We start from the raw sequence: 20,337 nt of genomic DNA on the forward strand, positions 1-20,337 counted from the left end.
GCTTACTATGGCAGTGCTTAAAACCAATTTATTGAACGAAATTGCGCTGGGCTACGCTTGTTTGTGAATAGTAGATTTCTTGTGCTTTTAGGGAACCCTCGGTAAACTTTTGTGTCCTTTATATAGGCTATAAAAAACAGCTTTTTTATAACTTATTATTTGTTTCTTATAACGGTGAAAAAATTCTATGAGCGTGCAGTTTCCAACAATTGAAGACTATGTCGGTAAGACCCCACTTGTGCGTCTACAGCGTATAGGTCAGGGCAACGGCAATGTGATTCTATGTAAGCTGGAAGGCAATAACCCTGCAGGCTCAGTTAAGGATCGTCCTGCGCTTAGCATGATTCAGCGTGCAGAAGATCGAGGCCAGATTAAGCCGGGTGATACTCTGATCGAAGCAACATCAGGTAACACAGGTATTGCCTTAGCGATGGCTGCTGCAATCAAAGGTTATAAGATGAAGCTGATCATGCCTGATAACAGCAGCGAAGAGCGCAAAGCTTCGATGACGGCTTATGGCGCAGAGTTAATCCCTGTAACCAAAGAAGAGGGCATGGAAGGTGCGCGTGATCTAGCCCTAGCGATGCAAGAGCGTGGTGAAGGTATCGTACTTGATCAGTTCTCTAACTTTGATAACCCAGAGGCACACTATCGTGGAACAGGCCCAGAGATCTGGGAACAGACTCAAGGTAAAGTGACTCACTTTGTTAGCTCTATGGGCACTACAGGTACCATTATGGGTACGTCTCGTTTCCTTAAAGAGCAAAGCGCTGATGTTCAGATTGTCGGTTTGCAACCAAGTGAAGGTGCGCAAATTCCCGGTATTCGTCGTTGGCCGCAAGAATATCTTCCTAAGATCTTTGATGAAAGCCGTGTAGATAAAATTTTGGATATTGGTCAGCAAGAAGCTGAAGATACAATGCGTGAATTGGCGCAAAAAGAAGGCATCTTCTGTGGCGTATCTTCTGGTGGTTCTGTTGCCGGAGCATTGCGTTTAGCTAAGGAAGTCGAGAATGCGGTGATTGTGTGTATTATCTGCGACCGCGGTGATCGTTACCTTTCTACCGGTGTGTTTAACGGTTAAGTTTGGATCGCAGACGTTTTTTGCAATATAGAAAAGCCCCAATGGGGCTTTTTTTGTGCTTGGCATAAAATATTAGTGGGCATTAATACTTAAGAAATTCGCGCTTTGGCTTCTGAAGGAATAGAATATGCGCCGCATGAGTAGAGTGCAGAAGTTGATTAATCACTTCTAGCCCATATATTTAGTGCAGATAAAAATAATAAAAATAGCCGGTGAACGGTAGGGTTAATTTCTGGGAGCAGTAGTAGAACATGGTTAAGGTACGTCAAGACCAGCCTATTCTAGACGATGGATCTGTAGATCTAGATGTTTGGTTGGAGCACCTTCAGGATCTTACAGACATTGAAGATATCGATGTTATTCGCCGTGCTTGTGAAATGGCAAAACAAGCGCAGGATAACAGCGAAGCATCAGAAGATGTCTGGGCTGAAAATAGCCATAACAGCTACCGCACAGGCCTAGAAATGGCGCAGATTCTTGCAGATCTGCATCAGGATCAAGATTCCCTCGTTGCCGCTATTCTTTATCGCGCAGTGCGTGAACGTAAACTGCCTATCGAGCGTGTTCGTAAACAGTTCGATAAAGGCATCGCCCAATTGATCATGGGCGTTCTCCAAATGGCTGCAATCGGTAGCCGCAAAAACCCTCGAATCGATGAAAGCGTATTGGGTAGTGAAACTACTCAGATGGACAATGTCCGTAAGATGCTGGTGGCGATGATTGATGATGTGCGTGTGGCGCTGATCAAAATTGCTGAGCGTACTTGCGCTATTCGAGGTGTAAAAGACGGCAGTCGCCGCAAACGTTATCTTGTGGCGCGTGAAGTATTTGATATCTACGCGCCGCTTGCTCATCGTCTTGGTATCGGTCATATCAAATGGGAGTTGGAAGACCTTTCCTTCCGTTATCTTAAGCCTAATGACTATAAACACATTGCCAAGCTTCTGGATGAGAAACGCTTAAACCGTCAGGACTATATCGACAAGGTAGTGCTACGTTTAGAAAGCGAGCTAGAAAACGTCAATATTGATGGTGAAGTTAGCGGTCGAGCTAAACACATCTACAGTATTTGGCGAAAAATGCAGCGTAAAAATATCGAATTTAGCCAAGTTTACGATGTTCGTGCTGTACGTATTTTGGTGCCGCAAAGCCGAGATTGCTATGCGGTACTAGGTATTGTGCACAGTTTATGGCGCAATATTCCGCATGAATTTGATGACTACATCGCTTCACCAAAACCGAACGGCTATCGCTCCCTGCATACCGCTGTATTTGGTCCTGAAGGCAAAGTATTAGAAATTCAGATCCGTACCTTTGATATGCACGAAGAGGCGGAGCTAGGTGTATGTGCCCATCACCTATATAAAGGCACAGATACCAAGCAAAGCAGTGATGCCTACGAAGATAAGATCGCCTGGTTGCGGCAGGTCCTTGAGTGGCATGATGATTTGGGCGAAAGCGAAGAGTTTGGCGACATGCTTCGCGGCGATGTGGTTCAGGATCGTCTCTACATCTTCACCCCAGATGGCCATGTTATCGATATGCCTAAAGGTGCGACGCCGGTCGATTTTGCCTACCGCGTTCATACTGAAATAGGCCACCGTTGCCGAGGTGCTAAAATTAATGGCCGTATCGTACCGCTAAACCGTCGTTTACAGACCGGAGATCAGGTCGAGATCATGACGGGTAACGAAGAGCGTCCGCGTCGTGACTGGCTAAATATCAACCTTGGCTTTGTAACAACGCCACGCGCGCGTGCCAAAGTTGCGCACTGGTTCAAGTTTCAGGCGAAAGAGCAGAATGCCGATGCCGGCCGCTCTATCGTTGCGAAAGAGTTTAAACGCTTGGCAATTGATCTAGACGAGCTGGATATTAATCAGATCGTTGAACAGGTTAATTACAAGAATACTGAAGATATGTATGCGGCTTTAGGTGCGGGTGATCTGCGTCTGTCGCAGATCATCAATGCCGCTCAGAAGCAGGTACTGCGTGAAGAGGAAGAGCAGCTTGATCTGGCTCTACCTGCACAAAGTGCAGGTGATTCTGGTCAGCCAGAAGGAATCCGTATTCGTGGTGTAGGCAACCTGCTCACTACGATGGCGAGCTGCTGTAAGCCTGTTTTGGGTGATCCTATTGCCGGTTACATCACTCAAGGCCGTGGTGTTTCTGTTCACCGTGAAGACTGTATCAACATGATTCAGTTGCAGGAACGTGAGCCTGAAAGGGTGATCGAAGTTGATTGGGGCGAAACAGGCCAAACAACTTACCCTGTGGACATTTATATCGAAGCGTTCGACCGTTCTGGTCTTCTGCGTGACGTTATGTTGTTGATGGCGGAAGAAGATCTAAACATTATTGCTGCGAATACTCTGTCAGATAAACGCGACAATATTGCACGTCTAACCCTGACTACCGAGATCTCTAGTCTGGATCTTCTGGGTCGTATCATGGACAAGATCAATCAGGTGCCAAACGTAATGGAAGTTCACCGTCAACGCGGTGGCACCAACTAATCAGCTGGATGTAGGTTTTTTGCGTTATGGCTCAGTACACAATTGATGATCTTATCTATCTGATGTCACGTTTGCGTGACCCTGAAACCGGTTGCACTTGGGATCTTAAGCAGACCTACGCCACTATTGTGCCGCATACCTTGGAAGAGGCCTATGAGGTTGCAGATGCCATTGAACGTGAAGACTGGGAACATCTAAACGACGAGTTAGGTGATCTACTGTTCCAAGTGATCTTTTATACCCAGCTGGGTTCTGAAGATCAGCGATTCGACTTTTCCACAGTCGTAACTAATCTGATCGAAAAATTGGTTCGTCGCCACCCTCATGTTTTTCCAGACGGTACCTTGCACTCCAATTGTGCAGATAATCCGATCTCGGAAGAGGAGATTAAGCGCAATTGGGAAGCGATCAAACAGCAAGAACGTGATGCTAAAGAAGCGAAGGGCATCAGTCGTGTCTTAGACGATGTACCGCGTGCTCTTCCGGCTCTTTCTCGTGCCGCTAAATTGCAAAAGCGTGCTGCGCAAGTAGGCTTCGATTGGAAAGAAACTGAAGCCGTGTTGGATAAGATGGAAGAGGAGCTAGCAGAGCTTCGCGAAGCCATTAAGTCCGGTGATAAGGCTGTAGTAGCTGATGAAATGGGCGATATGCTATTTGCTCAGGTTAACCTAGCCCGTCATCTTGGTGTAAATCCCGAACATGCCGTCCGTGGAACCAACCAAAAGTTTGAGCGTCGTTTTAGCTACGTTGAAGACCAAGTACTCGCATCTGATCGTGATTGGAATGGTTTCTCTTTAGATGAATTAGATGCCTTTTGGAATCAAGCCAAAGCTAAAGGTCTGTAGCTACTTTAAAAGGTTCGTAGCGGGCTTTTAACTCACAGTTAAAGCACTTTACATCTCCTTAAATACCTCTCTTATAGCCCTGTTTTAGTGCGCTATTCCTTAAATAATTAACTGAATTTACTGTGTTTTTCTTCTTTTTAATGGGTTAGCATCGAAGAAAACCGACTCCATCGGTATGCGAATTTTTGCGTCAGGAGGGATATATGACCAATCTGCACGAAGCTTTACGCGATGATGTTCGAATGCTCGGCTCCAGTCTGGGGGAGACTATAAAAGCGCACCTTGGCGATGAACTGTTTGATAAAATTGAAGTGGTACGCCAGTTAGCGAAAGAGGGGCGTACGGAAGAAAAGGCAGAGCACGAAGAGCTGTTAAAAGCACTGCGTGAACTGGGCGAAGATGAAGTATTACCGGTTGCCCGCGCGTTTACCCAGTTTTTAAACCTCGCCAATATTGCCGAAGAGCACCACCGGGTACGTCGTTACCTTGAAGTCACAGATGTTTGTACTCCTGATTCTCTCTGCACTCTGTTTGCGCAACTACGCCAGAAAGGTTTCACGCCACAGCAGATAGCTGATTCACTCAAAGATACCCAGATTGATCTGGTATTAACTGCTCACCCTACCGAAGTAAATCGCCGCACCTTAATCCAAAAATACGATGATATTGCTGACTGCTTGCGTCGTTTGGATAGCGGTGATGAAGATGCGCAGACGCGTTTGGATGAACTGATCAGACAGATCTGGCATACCGATGAGATTCGTAAGCAACGTCCAACGCCCGTCGATGAGGCGAAGTGGGGCTTTGCAGTAATCGAAAACTCCCTTTGGACAGCGGTTCCTAAATTCCTGCGTCGACTAGATGCTCAGCTCAATGAAACATTGGGTGAGCGCTTGCCTCTTGATAGCTCGCCAATTCGCTTTGCATCTTGGATGGGCGGAGACCGTGACGGTAATCCAAATGTGACCGCCAAAGTTACCGAAGAGGTGTTACTGCTTTCTCGTTGGATGGCAGCTGATCTTTATCTTAAAGATGTCGATGCCTTGCGCGCCGAACTGTCTATGCATCAAGCCAGCAAAGAGTTAATGGAGCGGGTAGGTGATTGCGCAGAACCTTATCGTAAATTACTGGGTGAAGTACGTAATCATCTGCAAGGCACTAAAAACTGGGTAGCACGACAGCTGAAAGGCGATGTTGAGGGCGACTATGATGTTTATCTACATGATGATGAGCTGATCGAACCGTTGATGCTTTGTTATCGCTCTCTACAAGAGTGCGGTATGGGTATTATTGCAGAGAACGCGCTGGAAGATATTATCCGCCGTATTGCTTGCTTCGGCCTAACCTTGGTGAAGTTGGATATCCGCCAGAGTTCTGATCGTCATGCACAAGTCTTTGAAGAGCTATCACAGTTTTATGGTTTAGGTTCTTACAGTGGGTGGACCGAAGAGGGACGTCAAAGCTTCTTGCTCAAGGAGTTACAAAGCAAACGGCCGTTATTCCCTAATGAGTGGGTGCCATCAGATGAAGTGCAGGAAGTTCTAGATACCTGTCAGGTAGTCGCGACAGCCGATAAGAGCGCATTGGGCTCGTATGTAATCTCTATGGCTAGCCATCCTTCCGATGTATTAGCCGTTATATTGCTTCTGCGTGAGATGGGCATCAGCCATAACATGCGTGTTGCACCGCTGTTTGAAACCCTAAATGACCTTGAAAATGCTCGCGATTGTATTGATGCCTTGTTAAGCGTTGATTGGTACAACGCCTACACTCAAGGCCATCAAGAGGTGATGATTGGTTATTCTGATTCCTCTAAAGATGCAGGCCAATTGGCTGCGGCTTGGGGCCAGTTTAAGGCGCAGGAAGGGCTAACTCAGCTATGTAAAGATCATGGTGTTCACTTAACCTTGTTCCACGGTCGTGGTGGTACGGTTGGCCGTGGTGGCGGTCCAAGTCATACAGCGATTTTGGCGCAGCCTCCGGGCTCTGTAGATCACAGCCTGCGCTTAACTGAACAGGGGGAGATGATCCGCTTTAAGTACGGTATGCCTGATTTGGCGATTCGTAACTTAGAGTTGTGCACAGGTGCAGTCTTGGAAGCAACGCTAAGTCCAGCGCCGGGGCCAGAGCAAGCGTGGCGTGAGCAGATGGAAGCGATGGCTAAGCGTGGCTTAACTGAGTACCGTGCCATTGTGCGGGAAAACTCAATGTTTGTGCCGTATTTCCGCGCGGCCACGCCAGAGCAAGAACTAGCGAAACTGCCTTTGGGATCACGACCTGCCAAACGCCGTCAGGACGGTGGGGTAGAAAGTTTGCGTGCGATCCCATGGATCTTTGCGTGGACGCAAATTCGCTTGATGCTGCCAGCTTGGTTAGGCAGTGATAAAGCGTTGCAAGAAGCGTTAAGTGAAAGCAGTCAGTCGCTGGTTAAAGAGATGTATCAGAAGTGGCCATTTTTTAGATCCACTATCGACATGCTTGAGATGGTATTGGCGAAGAGTGATCGTAACATCTCAGCTTACTATGATGAGCAGCTGGTTTCTGAAGAGCTAGGTGTATTGGGCTCAAGTTTACGTCAGCGTCTTGGTGATATTGTTGGTCTGATCAATCAGATCAAAGAGCAAGATGGCTTATTGGATGCTAGTCCTGTGATTCGCCAGTCGATCGATGTGCGAAACCCGTATATTGATCCGCTGCATTTCTTGCAGGCAGAATTGCTTCATCGAGATCGTAACCAGCCAAATGAACGCTTAGAGCAAGCGCTAATGGTAACTATGGCGGGTATTTCCGCAGGTATGCGAAATACTGGATAAGCTGATTTTTAAGCGATTTTTGCTGTTTTTATGATCTAAGTTACTGCGGTGCAGCAATAATTGCTTGTGCTGCAGTGACTTGATAACGTAGTCTCTTATACAGATTTTTAATTCAAAGCCGCTGTCGAAACTCCCGAACTTTCAATAAGTTTGCTGGAGATGGGGCCGCTTTGACGATGACTACCTATCAAACTAACGGACTTATACCTTGGTTCCATAAGTCCTGTATTGGTAGTCCTAATGTCGAATTGTTCGCTTTTAAGGTCATGGTATCGTCCGGCATTAGCATTTTTTTATGACAGATTTCTGCTTATTCGATCAACATGGATCGGATGGCGACAACTTTAAAATTTTAAACTTACTAGTTAGGAGTTTCCTGTATGCGTATTATCCTTCTGGGCGCACCAGGCGCAGGTAAAGGTACTCAGGCACAATACATCACTGAGAAGTATGGCATTCCTCAGATCTCTACTGGCGACATGCTACGTGCTGCGGTAAAAGCGGGTACCCCTCTGGGCGTGAAAGCCAAAGAAGTTATGGACGCAGGCCAGCTTGTTTCTGATGACATCATCATCGGTCTAGTTAAAGAGCGTATCGCTGAATCTGATTGTGCAAACGGTTTCCTATTCGACGGTTTCCCACGCACTATCCCACAAGCTGATGCTCTAAAAGATGCTGGCGTTAACATCGATGCTGTAGTTGAAATTGATGTTGCTGACGAAGAGATCGTTAAGCGTATGGCTGGTCGTCGTGTACACCCAGGTTCTGGCCGTACTTACCACGTTATTTTCAACCAGCCTAAGGTTGAAGGTAAAGACGACGTAACTGGCGAAGACCTAGTTCAGCGTGCTGACGATGCAGAAGATACTGTACGTGACCGTCTGAAAGTTTACCATGACCAGACTGCTCCACTGATCACTTACTACAAAGGCTGGGCTGAAGAAGACGCAGCTGCTGCACCTTCTTACGTTTACGTAGCAGGCGTTGGTTCTGTAGAAGATATCCGTGACGGCGTATTCGCTGGCTTGGAAAATGCTTAATTAGCATTGATCTAAAAGATTTAAAAAACCGTACCCCACCGGGTGCGGTTTTTTTATGCCTATAATCAGCGCTAACTATAGGATTTTAGTCGCACATCCGAGATAATCTCCCCCTTACATAAAAGGAAAGATGCTGAATGAGCCAAACAGATAAAACCGCCGTTGTATTAGTTAACTTAGGTACGCCTGACAAAGCTGAAAAAGGCGCTGTTCGTCGTTATCTAAAAGAGTTTTTATCTGACCAGCGTGTAGTTGAAGGTAAAGGCCTAAGACGTATGCTGTGGTTGTCTGTTCTTAATGGCATCATCCTTAATGTTCGTCCAAGTAAAGTGGCGAAAGCATATGCCAGCATTTGGGAAGACGATTCTCCAATGCGTAAGATCCTGGACAAACAGGTGGCTGGCCTTCATCTTTTGCTTCAGCAAAAACACGGTGAGCATGCACCCGATGTATTCTCGGCGATGACTTATGGCAAGCCGGGTCTGACCCCTCGTTTGCAAAAGTTACAAGAGAGTGGCTACCACAAAATTCTATTGGTACCTATGTACCCGCAGTATTCCGCAACCACGACGGCACCTATCTACGATCAGGTGGCTAAGTTCCAGCTTAAACAGCGTGAAGTTCTGGATATTCGTATTGTGAACTCCTATTACAGCCATCCAGAGTATATTGCTGCGCTGGCTGATCAAGTTAATAGCTTCCGTGAAGAAAACGGCAGTCCTGACAAACTGATTCTCTCTTATCACGGTATTCCAAAAGAGTACGCAGATAAGGGTGATCCTTATCCAAAACAGTGCCACGAAACATCTGAGCTATTAGCGGCTAAGCTTGGTCTTGCTGATACGGAATGGATGACTACGTTCCAATCCCGCTTTGGGCCTAAGGAGTGGACGCAGCCTTACACAGACAAAACATTGGAATCGTTGCCAGAGAAAGGTGTTAAGTCTCTGCAGATCGCTTGTCCTGCGTTTTCAGCTGATTGTTTGGAAACGTTAGAAGAGATCGCTATCGAAAACCAAGAGGTGTTTATGGAAGCCGGTGGTGAGTCTTATGAGTATATTCCAGCGTTGAATGCTCAAGATAGCTTTATCGAGCTCTTAGCTACACTGGTACGTGAGCAAGCAGGCGATTGGATTGGAGTTCGCTAAATGAAATACGAATATCTTTTCGGCATTCACGCCGTAAACACAGCACTTAAGCGTGATGCACAACGTATTCAGAAAATCTTGATCGCTAAAGGTCGTCACGATGACCGTATGCAGCGTTTGTACGAAACGGCGATGGGTCTGAAGATCCAATGCGAACAAGTGACTAAACGTGATCTAGAAGAGCTAGCCGATGGTGGTTCCCACCAAGGTGTCGTCGCTCTGTGTAAACCGATCCAAATTCACAACGAAAAGTTCCTAGATCAACTTCTGGATAACCTCGATGTACCACCGTTCCTATTGGTACTCGATGGTGTAACCGATCCCCATAACCTAGGTGCTTGTCTGCGTACAGCTGATGCAGCCGGTGTGCAGGCAGTTATCGCCCCTAAAGATAAATCTGCACCACTCAACGCAACCGCAGCTAAAGTCGCTTGTGGCGCAGCTGAAGCGGTACCGTACATTTTGGTAACCAACCTTGCCCGTACCCTAAAAAGTCTGCAAGAACGAGGTATCTGGACCACAGGCACCGCAGGTGAAACCGATCTAAATGTTTACCAAGCTAACCTAACAGGCCCTATGGCTTTGATTATGGGCGCAGAAGGTCAAGGTATGCGTCGCCTAACACGTGAACATTGTGATCAGCTAGTTAAAATCCCAATGGCGGGCGAAGTGAGCAGTTTGAATGTTTCCGTTGCTACAGGTATCTGCTTGTTTGAAGCGGTTAGGCAGCGTTCCAGGTAGTTTCAGTAAATTTCATCTTTGCAACCCCATTTATCTATCTCGTAAATAAAGAGGTATTGTCGTTTTCTTATAATTGAACAATGAGAATGCGCAATGTAGCTCAATTTAATTTTGTAGTCTTTTGCTTGCTTTTTGTGATGAATGCAATGGCATGAGACTGTGTTGCATTTTGCGACATGCTTTCCAGACGAATATGGGCTACCCGTAATTATTCACCAGCTAAATCCAAGATCTTATTTGCTGTGTGGTCTGAACAAGGTTGTTTAGGCAATGCTTACGCGATAAGAAGTTTGCTGGCATTTTTTAAAGAAGGTTTCTGATATAGAATAGCCCTCGATTGTTATTTCTACATGGTTCAATTTTTAGGCGTTGGGTTTTGATGCAAATAAAAGGGTATGAATTCGATAGTTGCGTTCTTGCAAAAGGATATATCAGTACCATTGTTTGTTGCTTTGTCGGCTTCTCAGTGACATTTCTTAATAGTTATAACATTTTTGCTAGCTTGCTACTTTTGTCATACGTTTTTTTTCTGAGCCCTAATATTCGTAACAAGATAAGGCTAAAGGCTTCCGAAAAAGTACTAGTAGGCATTATGCTGTTATTTGTAACAGTATTTCTTATGGAATTTCTTCTATTTGATGCGGATCCACGCATTTTGGATAAGCCCGCTAAGGTCTTACTACTAATTCCGCTGGTTTTTTTATTGAATGCTATTAGACCTGGTCAAAGGTCTTTAATTTTCGCGTTTCTGGTCAGTTCAGGAGCCCTGTTATGTTTCGCGCTTTATGAAAGGTATGTTTTTGGTATCAGTAGGGTTGGACAGTTAATCAATCCTATTCAGTTTAGTGCTATATCAATAGCTATAGCCTCGGCAGCTATTGCACTGTCAGCCACCATCTCTCACCAGACAAGAAAACGGAAGTTACTATTATGTGGTGGACTTCTTCTGTCATCTGGGGGCTTGGTTGCGGGGGTTATGAGTCAGAGCCGTGGTAGTATTATTTGTATACCTGTAGTTTTTATTATTTTAGCCATACTTTTTTTTCATAAAGAGACTAGTAAACGGGTCAAATTACTAGCCTTGGGCATTACAATTATGCTTTTTGCGAGCGCTTTATTCTTATATGGTGGTTCGACAATCGAACGTTTTGAAACTGCTTATAAAGAAGTTGGCTTATTTCAAAGTGGGCAGAAAACTGCAACCTCATCGGGCATTCGTCTTGGGCTTTGGGGCGTGAGTGTCGAAGCTGGTCTGCAATCGCCTATCATCGGTGTTGGGCTAGAACAGTACGTTGATTATAAAAATGATCAGGTTAACAATGGGCGCTATGGACAAGAGCTGCTTCGTTACGATAATGCTCATAATACATATGTAAATGCATTTGCGCGCCGTGGGCTAGTTGGACTGGCAGCCGTAATCCTCTTCCTTGGTTTTCCTATTTGTCTAGGACTGAGGGCATGGCGTAAACAGCCAAATATAGTAGCTCCCTATGCAGCGGCGTTGACAGCTTTCGGTTGTGTATTTTTTATAAGTAATTTTACACAGGAAGTTATCTTTTTGAATACCGGCATTATTATGTATACCGGATTACTGATAATTCTAACGAGTTTGCTTAATGATAGGATTAATGCTGTTGAGGAGGTAGGGTGCAATAGCAGTGGCTATACCACTCGGTAAAGTAGTGAAACTCAGCAAGTATTAATTGGTTAGAGCTTATCTCCCTCGATATTTCTAGTGAACTGCGTTGTTTGTTTCTGTATAGCTTTAAGGGCTGGATAGTCCCTACCTCCTTCAAAGTTGTGATTCCTAATGAATTCTGTATTGTTTGGGGTTCATAATTATTGTGCAGTTGCTTGTGGCACACTGATCGTTAATTACCGCATGCTCTCATCCTTGATGGCTATCTAACAGCGATTCTATAATCAGTTAAAGAATAGGGTGCGAGTCTACCAATTATATTTTTCTGGTTTTTTTAGGGTGTAGAGTGAACCAAAGTGAGTCAAAAAGTGTAGCTATCCTTTGCCTCTCTCCAGGGATTGGAGGATTGGAATTGTATGCGTACAGAGAATATCAGGCTTTGAGCCGTATAGGCATTAAATGCTTTGTTGTGGTCTCTAAAGCTAGCCGCCTAGCTAAAATTTTTAAAGACGCAGGTGTCGAAGTTTACGAGCTTAATGTTTCCTTTCGTCGGTTGCCTGTTTTGTCCGCGTATCGTCTTGCTAACTATTTGCGGAGCAATGAGATTGATGTACTCCATATGCATTGGGGGAAGGATCTGATACTGGCTATGCTTGCAAAGAAAAGGCATCCCTTTTATCTGGTTTATACTCGGCATATGGTCATTACGCGCCCAAAGAAGGATTTTTTGCATCGGATCCAGTATCAGGCAGTAGATCGGATTTTAACCATCACTCAGGATATGGAACAGCAGGCAGTGCGTTATCTACCTTTGAATGAGGAGCAGATAAAGTGCCTTTATCTTGGGGTACGCGCGCCACAAAACAATGTGCAGCGTGAAGATTTTTTTTCAGAAAACTCATTTCCGAGACGTAAACTCAATATAGCTTTGTTTGGTAGGGTTGAGCATAACAAAGGACAGCATCTACTTATCGATGCTGTAATGTCGTTGGTAGATCAAGGAATGGATATATCTGTAACCCTGGTTGGCCATGTGATGAATCAGGTTTACAAAGAGAAATTGCAGACACTCATTTCTGAGAAAAAGCTTTCAACGCAGATCCGTTTTATTGACTTTATTGATGAGCCGATTGATTCCATGGCAAATTTTGATGTCATTGTCTTAGCTACCTATAAAGAAACATTTGGTTTGGTTTTACCTGAAGCTATGAGGGTGGGAGTCGCAGTTATTGGCAGTAACGCGGGAGGTGTGCCAGAAATCATCGATGATGGTAAAACAGGACTTTTATTTACTCCTGGAGATAGTACTTCTTTGGCTGTTGCGATTCGTAAGTACTATGAGAACCCTGAACTTAGGCTCTCTATAGCCATTGCTGGTAAAAATAAAGCGGATCAAAAGTTCTCAGACCAGAAACATTTTGAACAGCTAAAGAGCTTGCTTGTATGTCGTAATCACGACGTCAATTAGTTAGGAAATAAGGTAAACTTGATGCAAAAGTCACCGCGGCTACTAATAGGAACAAGTAATAAAATTTTTCTACTTGATCCGATTACGGAACAATTGGAACTGCTTCTTGAGCGAAAAAAACGAAAAAAGTGGTTTTTTTTTGATGCATCTTCCAAAGGTTTTTTTGGTATATGTCAGTTGGATCCATGTACCATTATTGCTGCAGCAAGGGAAAAGCTGGGTACAAAAAAAGCAGGAAAACCGTCTACCGATGTAATAGTTCACCAGGTTCCGCTATCTGGGGGAGGAGGACCTTCTTGTAAGGTAATGGATGTTCATGATGTTCACCAAATAAGCTGTTACGAGGGAGATGTCTACTTAACTGATACAGGTAAGAACAGAATAGTTATCGCTAAACTTGATTCTGGTTGTGTTGTGAAACGGCTAAATGTTGGCCCTGCTCGGCAAGATATAAGTCATATAAATGCTGTTATTGTAAACGGTGGTGTACTGTATGTCGGCCTTAATAATCGTGGTGATAAGGACGCGGAAGTTATTAAAATTCCAATAGCCAGGCTTCCAGAAGGGGAATGCGACCTGCTGGCCCCTGAATTAGGGGCAGAAATCACTGTCTTATCTGGTTGTCATCACACACACGATATACATCTGGATAGCGACCGTATTATGTTTTGCGCCTCGCATGACGGAAATATCCATTATGTAGGTGAAGAAAAACCGTTTTATTCTTCATCTGACTGGGTTCGTGGTCTTGCTTCCACCGAAGATAGTATCTGGGTGGGGGTTAGCCAGAAAGCCGAACGTGGTAAGCGGCATTCAGAAGATTTATTCGGAGAAGTGGTAGAAATTGATAAGTCCACCGGTTGTGAGCTTCGCAGAATCCGGATAGAAGGTGCCGGGCAAGTTAATGATTTACTATTTATAAATGAATAGAAGAACTATAACTTGGGTTTAATTCTGGCTTTAAGCCCCGTTCTTAATCAACCCTGCGTGCGTAACAAACTAAAAAATTCACAGGTAAGGCCTAACTAAGTCAAGACTCTATTACTACACGCATGTTTTGTAGTGAATTCAGAAGGGACGTAATTATGGCCTAAAGGTATGCCCTGCTCTCTATATACCTTTTTCCCGTGTTTGCTTCAGGCTGCGGGTGCAATGTCAGTGCAACAGACTATCTTTATTTAAAAGATGGAGTGCTGCAAATGCCCATAAGAATACGGTGCAAATACGTCAAAGAACTGTAATCAGAGAGTTAGGATCGTTATACAAGGTGAATTGCTGAACTCTATAGCCCGAGTATTCGAAACTCAATACTCATCAATCTATGCACAGTTGGTCCTTACTGGAGGGATTATACTTTTTGATAGAAAGAGTTTAACCTTTCTATTTTCTTAGCTGAACGAGAGGAAATATCGAGGGAGTAGTTGCTAAATAATAATCCACTCGCACCATTGTATCTAACTTAGATGTTCACCTATAACGTTTAGCCACAAGATAATTCGTAATGGTGGCTGTGATGCTTATCGAGCAACTGAAGCAGATCAAAATGCTCGGTATAGAACTAAGCGTCCGAAGCAATTTAAGTGAGCTCTCAATCGCTCTTTAAGTAAAATAGTGGGAACCAAGTTCAGATTCTACTGGTCATCTGAACAAATGGCAGGCTGGCTGAAGCAGGAATTCCTCGAGGATGAGAATAATCAGCTGTCACACGAAACCATCTACCGTAGCCTGGTTATAGAAGCCTGTGGAGCGTTGAATCAATAACTCTATGGTAAGACCCCAAAATTCTAGACACTTTCTAGTTTCTAAAAAACTGCCTTTCAGCTTCCGCTGGTGACAGCCCATCATTAGTACCATGATTTCTTCGAGGGTTATAGAAACCTTCTATGTAATCAAATATCTCAGCTCTAGCCTCATCGCGTGTTCTGTAAATCTTCCGTTGAACTCGATCCTTTTTGAGTAACGAAAAAAACGACTCCGCAACAGCATTGTCATGGCAATTACCACGACGACTCATACTGGCTTCCAGATTATGATCCTTAAGGAACCTACGCCAGTCACCTGAGGTATATTGAACCCCTTGATCTGAATGAACAAGAACCTTTGTTGTTGGTCTTCGACCCCAAATAGCCATCAGTAACGCATCGATAACGAGGTCTGTTTTGGGTGAGCTTTTCATCGTCCAACCGATGACTTTACGTGAGAACAGATCAATCACTACCGTGAGATATAACCAACCTTCGTAGGTTCTAATGTATGTGAAATCAGTTACCCACACTTGATCAGGCTGAGTGACCTCGAATGCTCGATTAAGGATATTTTCGGCAGCAGGGTGTCGTTTTCCTCCTTTGAAACTAGGGTGACGGCGATAACCACGGACAGCCGACAAACCTTCGCTACGCATAATACGATGCACTCTGTTCTTTCCGCATAGCTCACCATCTCGTTTTAAATCGATAGTGATATTGCGGTAACCATACACACAGCCGCTTTCAAGCCAAAACTGTTTAATCTTTACTGCTAAGCGTTGGTCTTCGCGTGCTCGAGGGCTAAAAGGTTGCTTCAACCATGCGTAAAAGCCGCTGCGATGGACAGCCAATACACGACACATGACGGCTACACGAAATTTCTTGAGTCGCGACTTTATGAACGTGTACTTTTCTTTGACTCCCCTGCGAAGTACACCGCGGCTTCCTTTAAAATGTCACGCTCTTCAGTGACGCGGCGTAATTCAGCTTTGAGTTTTTTGATCTCAGCGGACTGGGCATCATCCGCTTGTCGGCAGCTATCGGGCTGGCTGTATTTTTGCACCCAAGCGTAAAGGCTTTTATAAGTTACACCGAGTCGCTCAGCGACATCAGTAATCGTATAGCCCTTATCCGTGACCTGCTTAACCGCTTGGATTTTGAATTCTTCTGGGTAACGTTTTCCGCGCATCGTACACCTCATTATTTTCGTCGATTATATATCTATGAGGTGTCTAGAGAACTGGGGGCTTACCAAAGCTTAATAATAAACGAAATGAAAAAGTTGTATCTGCATCGATTGAACGAGCTAACCAACTTTTCGGTGGTTATATAAATCTCTCACTTGGGGGGAGGAATGGAGATGAAAGGGCATGAACGCTTTGTTCATGAAACCGATACACAAATCTGATTTTATGGCCCTCAAAGTACATGGAAGAGAGGATCTAATGAAAATATCCATCGTATGCTCAGGTAATATACCTAAAGGAACTGATCTATATATTCATTCTCAGGAAGAGTTAAATGAGATAGCTCGCCAGTTAAATGAGTGGCTAAGGAAAACATTAGAATATTAAACACCTACTGATAGTTGTAATAGATCTGTTGTAACGATTCACTGAATCCGCAGAACTAGGTAGAGGGCAGGCTGGTTTCTGTAAAACTCGTAACGAAGCATAGGTGAATATGCTTCACACTTTTAAAAGCAGCCTTAGGGCTGCTTTCTTGTTGTTTTAATTTTCGTCAGGTGATCGCAGAGGAAGTCGTGAAAAACTTGTAACCTAGAAGATGGGGTGCGGCTTCCAGGCCTAAGAGAATATAAATTCAACGTTACGGTATCAAAGTCTTTTAATATAGGGACTAAACGTTGGCTGTTTAAATCGTCTGATACAACAAATTCAGGAATCAGGGCGATTCCTCTACCTGCCAACAGAGCTGAATGAAACAGCTTACTATTATTAGAAAGTAACAATGGTTCTAGGTAGACATCAATTGGCTTCTGCCCTTTAAAAAATCGCCATTTACGAGCATTCCCTGCAAGGTTATACATTAGGCAGGCGTGTTCTTTAAGCTCTAAAGGATGTTGCGGTTCTCCATGTTCTTTTATGTAAGCTGGAGAGGCGCAAGGGATTAGTCGGTACTCGGTAAGCTTTCGACAAATTAAAGAGCTATCGATAAGTTGATGGGTTAATCGAAGAACTAGATCAAGGTCTTCTTCTAGTACGTTAACGTGTTGATCGTTTAACTGCACATCAAGGCGGATATCTGGATATTTCAATATGAACTCATCAATGATGGGAGCTAGTTCAGATAGTCCCCAAGTCATCGAACGCCTATCCTTAAATTGCCTTTAGGTGAATGTTGAGACTCAATCAGTTCTTCTTTTAAATCTTGCCATTGATTAATCAGGTTTATTGCTCGTGCGTAGCAACGCTCACCATCGTCGGTAATTTGCATATGCCGGGTACTACGATGGAATAAAACTGTTCCTAACTCACTTTCTAGTCGTTCAATTGCTTTGGAAACCCTCGCAGTCGAAAGGTTTAGCTTCTTTGAGGCTGCGGTAAAACTACCGTTCTCAACCACGGCTTTAAGTACTTTTAAGCTTTCAAGCTGATTAATGTTACTCATATTCAATAAAAAGTTAATAATGTTTCAGTTTTTTTGATGTTCACAATGTTTTTTTTGAAAGTCAAAATTTAAAGGCAATGTAATTAACATTTGGATCGAAAAATGACGACGACAAAAGAAATACTCTTTAAACCATCTAAGCTGGGTAAGCTGGAAGCCTCTAATAAACTAGCGGTGGCACCTATGACAAGAGTGAGCGCAAATGAAGATGGTACGGTTGGACCGCTCATGAAGGAGTATTACGAGGGATATGCTGATGGTGGGTTTGGGCTGATCATTACTGAAGGGTTATATACGGATAAATTATTTAGCCAAGGCTATCGAAAGCAGCCAGGAATCAGTTCGGTAAAGCAGGCGAACAGTTGGCGGCCGATCGTTGAAAGTGTGCAGCAGAAGGGGGCTATTATCATAGCTCAATTGATGCACGCAGGAGCATTGTCCCAGTACAACCCTTTTGCAAATACGGCAATGGCTCCTTCTGAGGTACAGCCTTTAGGTGAGCAGATGCCATTTTATTATGGAGATGGCCCTTATCGATTACCTAGGTCTCTTACAACTTCAGACATCAAAGAGGTTGTAGAAGGTTTTGTATTTTCATCCTTATTAGCCAAACAGGCGGGATTTAATGGTGTAGAAATACATGGTGCTAATGGTTATCTGTTGGATCAGTTTTTGACGCAATACACCAACCTACGAACAGATGAGTACGGTGGTGATCTTGTTAACCGGCTGCGTATTTTTAAAGAAATTATAGAGGCTGTAAGGCAGTCAGTAGGTCAAGATTTTATTGTTGGAGTTCGCTTTTCTCAGAAAAAAGTCAACGATCTAGACTATGAGTGGCCTGAGGGTGAATCAGCAGCAGAAACGACCTTTAAACTCATGCGAGAATGCGGGGTCGATTATATTCATACAACCGAGCCGGTACTTAGTGTACCTGCGTTTGAGGGAAGTGCTTCTCTAGCCTCTTTGGCCAAGCGAATAAGCGGACTGCCGATTATTGCCAATGGCGGAGTAGTTGAACCACAGTTAGCGATTAACGTAATAGGAAATGGAAATGCTGATTTTGTTTCTATAGGTAAAGCTGCTCTCGCTAATCAGGATTGGCCTAATTTGGTAAAGCGATCTGAAGATACCAATATGTTTGATTTTGCGATGCTTGCTCCGATTGCAGATTTAGAAAATTCAAAGCGTTATCTTAAAAATATGTAAAAGGGATTATTCGGAGCCAAAGTAAATTTAATCCTACCTCATTCTGAAATCCTGTATCATAGCCACATCTGCTAGTTCACTGTGAAAGCAGCGAACCTGATCTTTATACGTTATCTTTGAAAGCGATGAATGTTCATCGCTTTCTTTGTTTATGGAATCACTATGTTTTCTGATATCGCACTACATCCACAGTTAGAAGAGAACCTTAAAACGCTTGGCTTCAATGAGCCGACAGAGGTTCAGCAAAAGGCGGTGCCTTTGTTGTTGGAGGGGATGGATCTGTTGGTAAGTTCACCAACGGGTAGCGGTAAAACCGGTGCTTATCTGATTCCATTAGTGCAGGAACTGTCTGCAGGTAAATCGCCAACGCGTCAGCCGAAAGCCATAGTACTTGTACCGGTGCGTGAACTCGCTGAGCAGGTTTTGCAGCAGTTTAATAAATTGGTTGCTGGTCTAGAGCTGGATGCTGTTTCGCTGGTGGGCGGTGAGGATTTTAAACAGCAGGAAAAGCGCTTAGCTCGTGCCGATTTAGTGATTGCGACACCGGGCCGTTTAGTACCGCATTTGGAAAACCGTTCTATTGAGCTTGATAGCTTAGATCTGCTGATTTTGGATGAAGCGGATCGTATGCTAGAAACTGGTTTTAAAGAGCGTTTGGACCAGATCCTAACCTTATGCCCAGAAGCACGTCAGACGTTGTTGATCTCTGCGACTTTGCCAACGCAGGTTCGTTCTCTCGCTCAAAAGCTTTTAGTTGATCCTGAGTGGATTCGTGTTGGTCAAAAGCGCGAGGTGGAAGAGGGGATTAAGCAGAGCATTGTCCTCTCTGATGATCAATCACATAAAGATAAACAGCTTTGTTGGTTACTGGAAAATGAGTCGTACGATAAGGCGATTGTGTTCTGTAACAGTAAAACTGAAGCGCGTCGTTTAGATGGCTTTTTGCGCTACCACAAATTCAAAGCAGCTCTATTGCATGGTGATGTCCAGCAGAAAGGCCGTTTCGCAACCATTGAAGGCTTTCGTAAGGGCACAACAACAGTTTTGGTAACCACTGACCTAGCGTCTCGTGGTTTGGATGTGGAAGGGGTTGAGTTAGTCATCAACATGGAGATGCCGCGTAAGGGCGATCTCTACCTTCACCGGGTTGGCCGTACAGGTCGTGCTGGTCAAGAAGGTCAGGCGATCTCGTTGATCGATCCGCACGAGTGGAACCTGATGTCTTCAATTGAGCGTTATCTGAAGACTCGCTTTAGACGTAAATTGATCGAAAGCTTGATAGGTAGCTACAAAGGCCCGAAAAAAGTGAAAGCGTCTGGTAAAGCAGCAGGCACGAAAAAGAAGAAAAAACCGGCTAGTGGTAAGAAGAAAGCGCCGAAAAAACCGAAGAAGTAATCTTGGCAGATTTATAGATATAAAAAAGGGTACCTCGAGGTACCCTTTTTTAATGCTGGAGCGTAAGGG

15 protein-coding genes are annotated in these 20,337 nt (G+C 44.3%); 12 read left to right on the forward strand and 3 right to left on the reverse strand.

Translation table 11 applies throughout. The features are described from left to right. Positions 1–187 precede the first annotated feature (187 nt). From cysM to ACMXYO_RS03975, 10 genes are all read left to right on the forward strand, one after another. Positions 188–1,084, forward strand: a complete 897-nt coding sequence (gene cysM, locus ACMXYO_RS03930; RefSeq protein WP_415887186.1) for a cysteine synthase CysM — start codon at positions 188–190, stop codon at positions 1,082–1,084. A gap of 251 nt (positions 1,085–1,335) precedes the next feature. Further along, positions 1,336–3,597, forward strand: coding sequence for a GTP diphosphokinase (gene relA / locus ACMXYO_RS03935; protein WP_415887187.1), 2,262 nt, complete (start codon positions 1,336–1,338; stop codon positions 3,595–3,597). A 26-nt stretch (positions 3,598–3,623) separates the two neighbouring features. Beyond that, the gene (mazG, locus tag ACMXYO_RS03940; RefSeq protein WP_415887189.1) at positions 3,624–4,442 is read left to right on the forward strand and encodes a nucleoside triphosphate pyrophosphohydrolase; all 819 of its coding nucleotides are present in this window, start codon (positions 3,624–3,626) and stop codon (positions 4,440–4,442) included. Positions 4,443–4,645: 203 nt separating this feature from the next. Then, positions 4,646–7,255 carry a phosphoenolpyruvate carboxylase gene (gene ppc, locus ACMXYO_RS03945; RefSeq protein WP_415887190.1) on the forward strand — a complete coding sequence of 870 codons (2,610 nt, stop codon included), beginning with the start codon at positions 4,646–4,648 and terminating at the stop codon, positions 7,253–7,255. A 380-nt stretch (positions 7,256–7,635) separates the two neighbouring features. Next, positions 7,636–8,295, forward strand: a complete 660-nt coding sequence (adk, locus tag ACMXYO_RS03950; RefSeq protein ID WP_415883710.1) for an adenylate kinase — start codon at positions 7,636–7,638, stop codon at positions 8,293–8,295. Between the two features lie 137 nt (positions 8,296–8,432). After that, positions 8,433–9,443: a ferrochelatase gene (gene hemH, locus ACMXYO_RS03955; protein ID WP_415887191.1), complete on the forward strand. Its 1,011-nt coding sequence runs from the start codon at positions 8,433–8,435 to the stop codon at positions 9,441–9,443. Then, complete coding sequence (gene rlmB / locus ACMXYO_RS03960) at positions 9,444–10,184, forward strand: 23S rRNA (guanosine(2251)-2'-O)-methyltransferase RlmB (protein ID WP_415887192.1); 741 nt, start codon at positions 9,444–9,446, stop codon at positions 10,182–10,184. It abuts the gene before it with no gap. Positions 10,185–10,563: 379 nt separating this feature from the next. Then, on the forward strand, positions 10,564–11,862 hold the full coding sequence (locus ACMXYO_RS03965; RefSeq protein ID WP_415888070.1) for an O-antigen ligase family protein: 1,299 nt from the start codon (positions 10,564–10,566) through the stop codon (positions 11,860–11,862). Positions 11,863–12,169: 307 nt separating this feature from the next. Beyond that, a complete protein-coding gene (locus ACMXYO_RS03970; protein WP_415887193.1) occupies positions 12,170–13,291 on the forward strand; it encodes a glycosyltransferase family 4 protein in 1,122 nt (373 codons plus the stop codon). 21 nt (positions 13,292–13,312) lie between these two features. Beyond that, positions 13,313–14,221: a hypothetical protein gene (locus ACMXYO_RS03975; protein ID WP_415887194.1), complete on the forward strand. Its 909-nt coding sequence runs from the start codon at positions 13,313–13,315 to the stop codon at positions 14,219–14,221. Positions 14,222–15,086: 865 nt separating this feature from the next. Here the strand turns inward: ACMXYO_RS03975 and ACMXYO_RS03980 are convergent. From ACMXYO_RS03980 to ACMXYO_RS03990, 3 genes are all read right to left on the reverse strand, one after another. Continuing rightward, positions 15,087–16,225 (reverse strand): IS3 family transposase gene (locus ACMXYO_RS03980; protein WP_415887196.1). Its coding sequence is split into 2 segments (ribosomal slippage): positions 15,087–15,988 and positions 15,988–16,225, totalling 1,140 coding nucleotides; the frame shifts between segments, so codons are not numbered across the junction. A gap of 519 nt (positions 16,226–16,744) precedes the next feature. Further along, the gene (locus tag ACMXYO_RS03985; protein ID WP_415887197.1) at positions 16,745–17,359 is read right to left on the reverse strand and encodes a substrate binding domain-containing protein; all 615 of its coding nucleotides are present in this window, start codon (positions 17,357–17,359) and stop codon (positions 16,745–16,747) included. Then, positions 17,356–17,664: a LysR family transcriptional regulator gene (locus ACMXYO_RS03990; RefSeq protein WP_415887198.1), complete on the reverse strand. Its 309-nt coding sequence runs from the start codon at positions 17,662–17,664 to the stop codon at positions 17,356–17,358. The genes ACMXYO_RS03985 and ACMXYO_RS03990 overlap by 4 nt, the downstream gene beginning before the upstream one ends. A 90-nt stretch (positions 17,665–17,754) precedes the next feature. Here ACMXYO_RS03990 and ACMXYO_RS03995 point away from each other — a divergent pair, with 90 nt between their 5' ends. Next, positions 17,755–18,873 (forward strand): NADH:flavin oxidoreductase, encoded by a 1,119-nt coding sequence (locus ACMXYO_RS03995; protein ID WP_415887200.1) that lies wholly within the window; start codon positions 17,755–17,757, stop codon positions 18,871–18,873. 162 nt (positions 18,874–19,035) lie between these two features. Next, on the forward strand, positions 19,036–20,268 hold the full coding sequence (locus tag ACMXYO_RS04000; RefSeq protein WP_415887202.1) for a DEAD/DEAH box helicase: 1,233 nt from the start codon (positions 19,036–19,038) through the stop codon (positions 20,266–20,268). The last annotated feature ends 69 nt before the right edge of the window (positions 20,269–20,337 follow it).

The sequence above is a fragment of the Neptuniibacter sp. QD37_6 genome (assembly GCF_047778085.1).
Lineage (GTDB): Bacteria > Pseudomonadota > Gammaproteobacteria > Pseudomonadales > Balneatricaceae > Neptuniibacter.

Excerpts from the sequence above, each read along its gene's own strand:
- cysM (WP_415887186.1), top strand. The coding sequence starts at position 188 with ATGAGCGTGCAGTTTCCAACAATTGAAGACTATGTCGGTAAGACCCCA.
- relA (WP_415887187.1), top strand. The coding sequence starts at position 1,336 with ATGGTTAAGGTACGTCAAGACCAGCCTATTCTAGACGATGGATCTGTA.
- mazG (WP_415887189.1), top strand. The coding sequence starts at position 3,624 with ATGGCTCAGTACACAATTGATGATCTTATCTATCTGATGTCACGTTTG.
- ppc (WP_415887190.1), top strand. The coding sequence starts at position 4,646 with ATGACCAATCTGCACGAAGCTTTACGCGATGATGTTCGAATGCTCGGC.
- adk (WP_415883710.1), top strand. The coding sequence starts at position 7,636 with ATGCGTATTATCCTTCTGGGCGCACCAGGCGCAGGTAAAGGTACTCAG.
- hemH (WP_415887191.1), top strand. The coding sequence starts at position 8,433 with ATGAGCCAAACAGATAAAACCGCCGTTGTATTAGTTAACTTAGGTACG.
- rlmB (WP_415887192.1), top strand. The coding sequence starts at position 9,444 with ATGAAATACGAATATCTTTTCGGCATTCACGCCGTAAACACAGCACTT.
- ACMXYO_RS03965 (WP_415888070.1), top strand. The coding sequence starts at position 10,564 with ATGCAAATAAAAGGGTATGAATTCGATAGTTGCGTTCTTGCAAAAGGA.
- ACMXYO_RS03975 (WP_415887194.1), top strand. The coding sequence starts at position 13,313 with ATGCAAAAGTCACCGCGGCTACTAATAGGAACAAGTAATAAAATTTTT.
- ACMXYO_RS03985 (WP_415887197.1), bottom strand. The coding sequence starts at position 17,359 with ATGACTTGGGGACTATCTGAACTAGCTCCCATCATTGATGAGTTCATA.
- ACMXYO_RS03990 (WP_415887198.1), bottom strand. The coding sequence starts at position 17,664 with ATGAGTAACATTAATCAGCTTGAAAGCTTAAAAGTACTTAAAGCCGTG.
- ACMXYO_RS04000 (WP_415887202.1), top strand. The coding sequence starts at position 19,036 with ATGTTTTCTGATATCGCACTACATCCACAGTTAGAAGAGAACCTTAAA.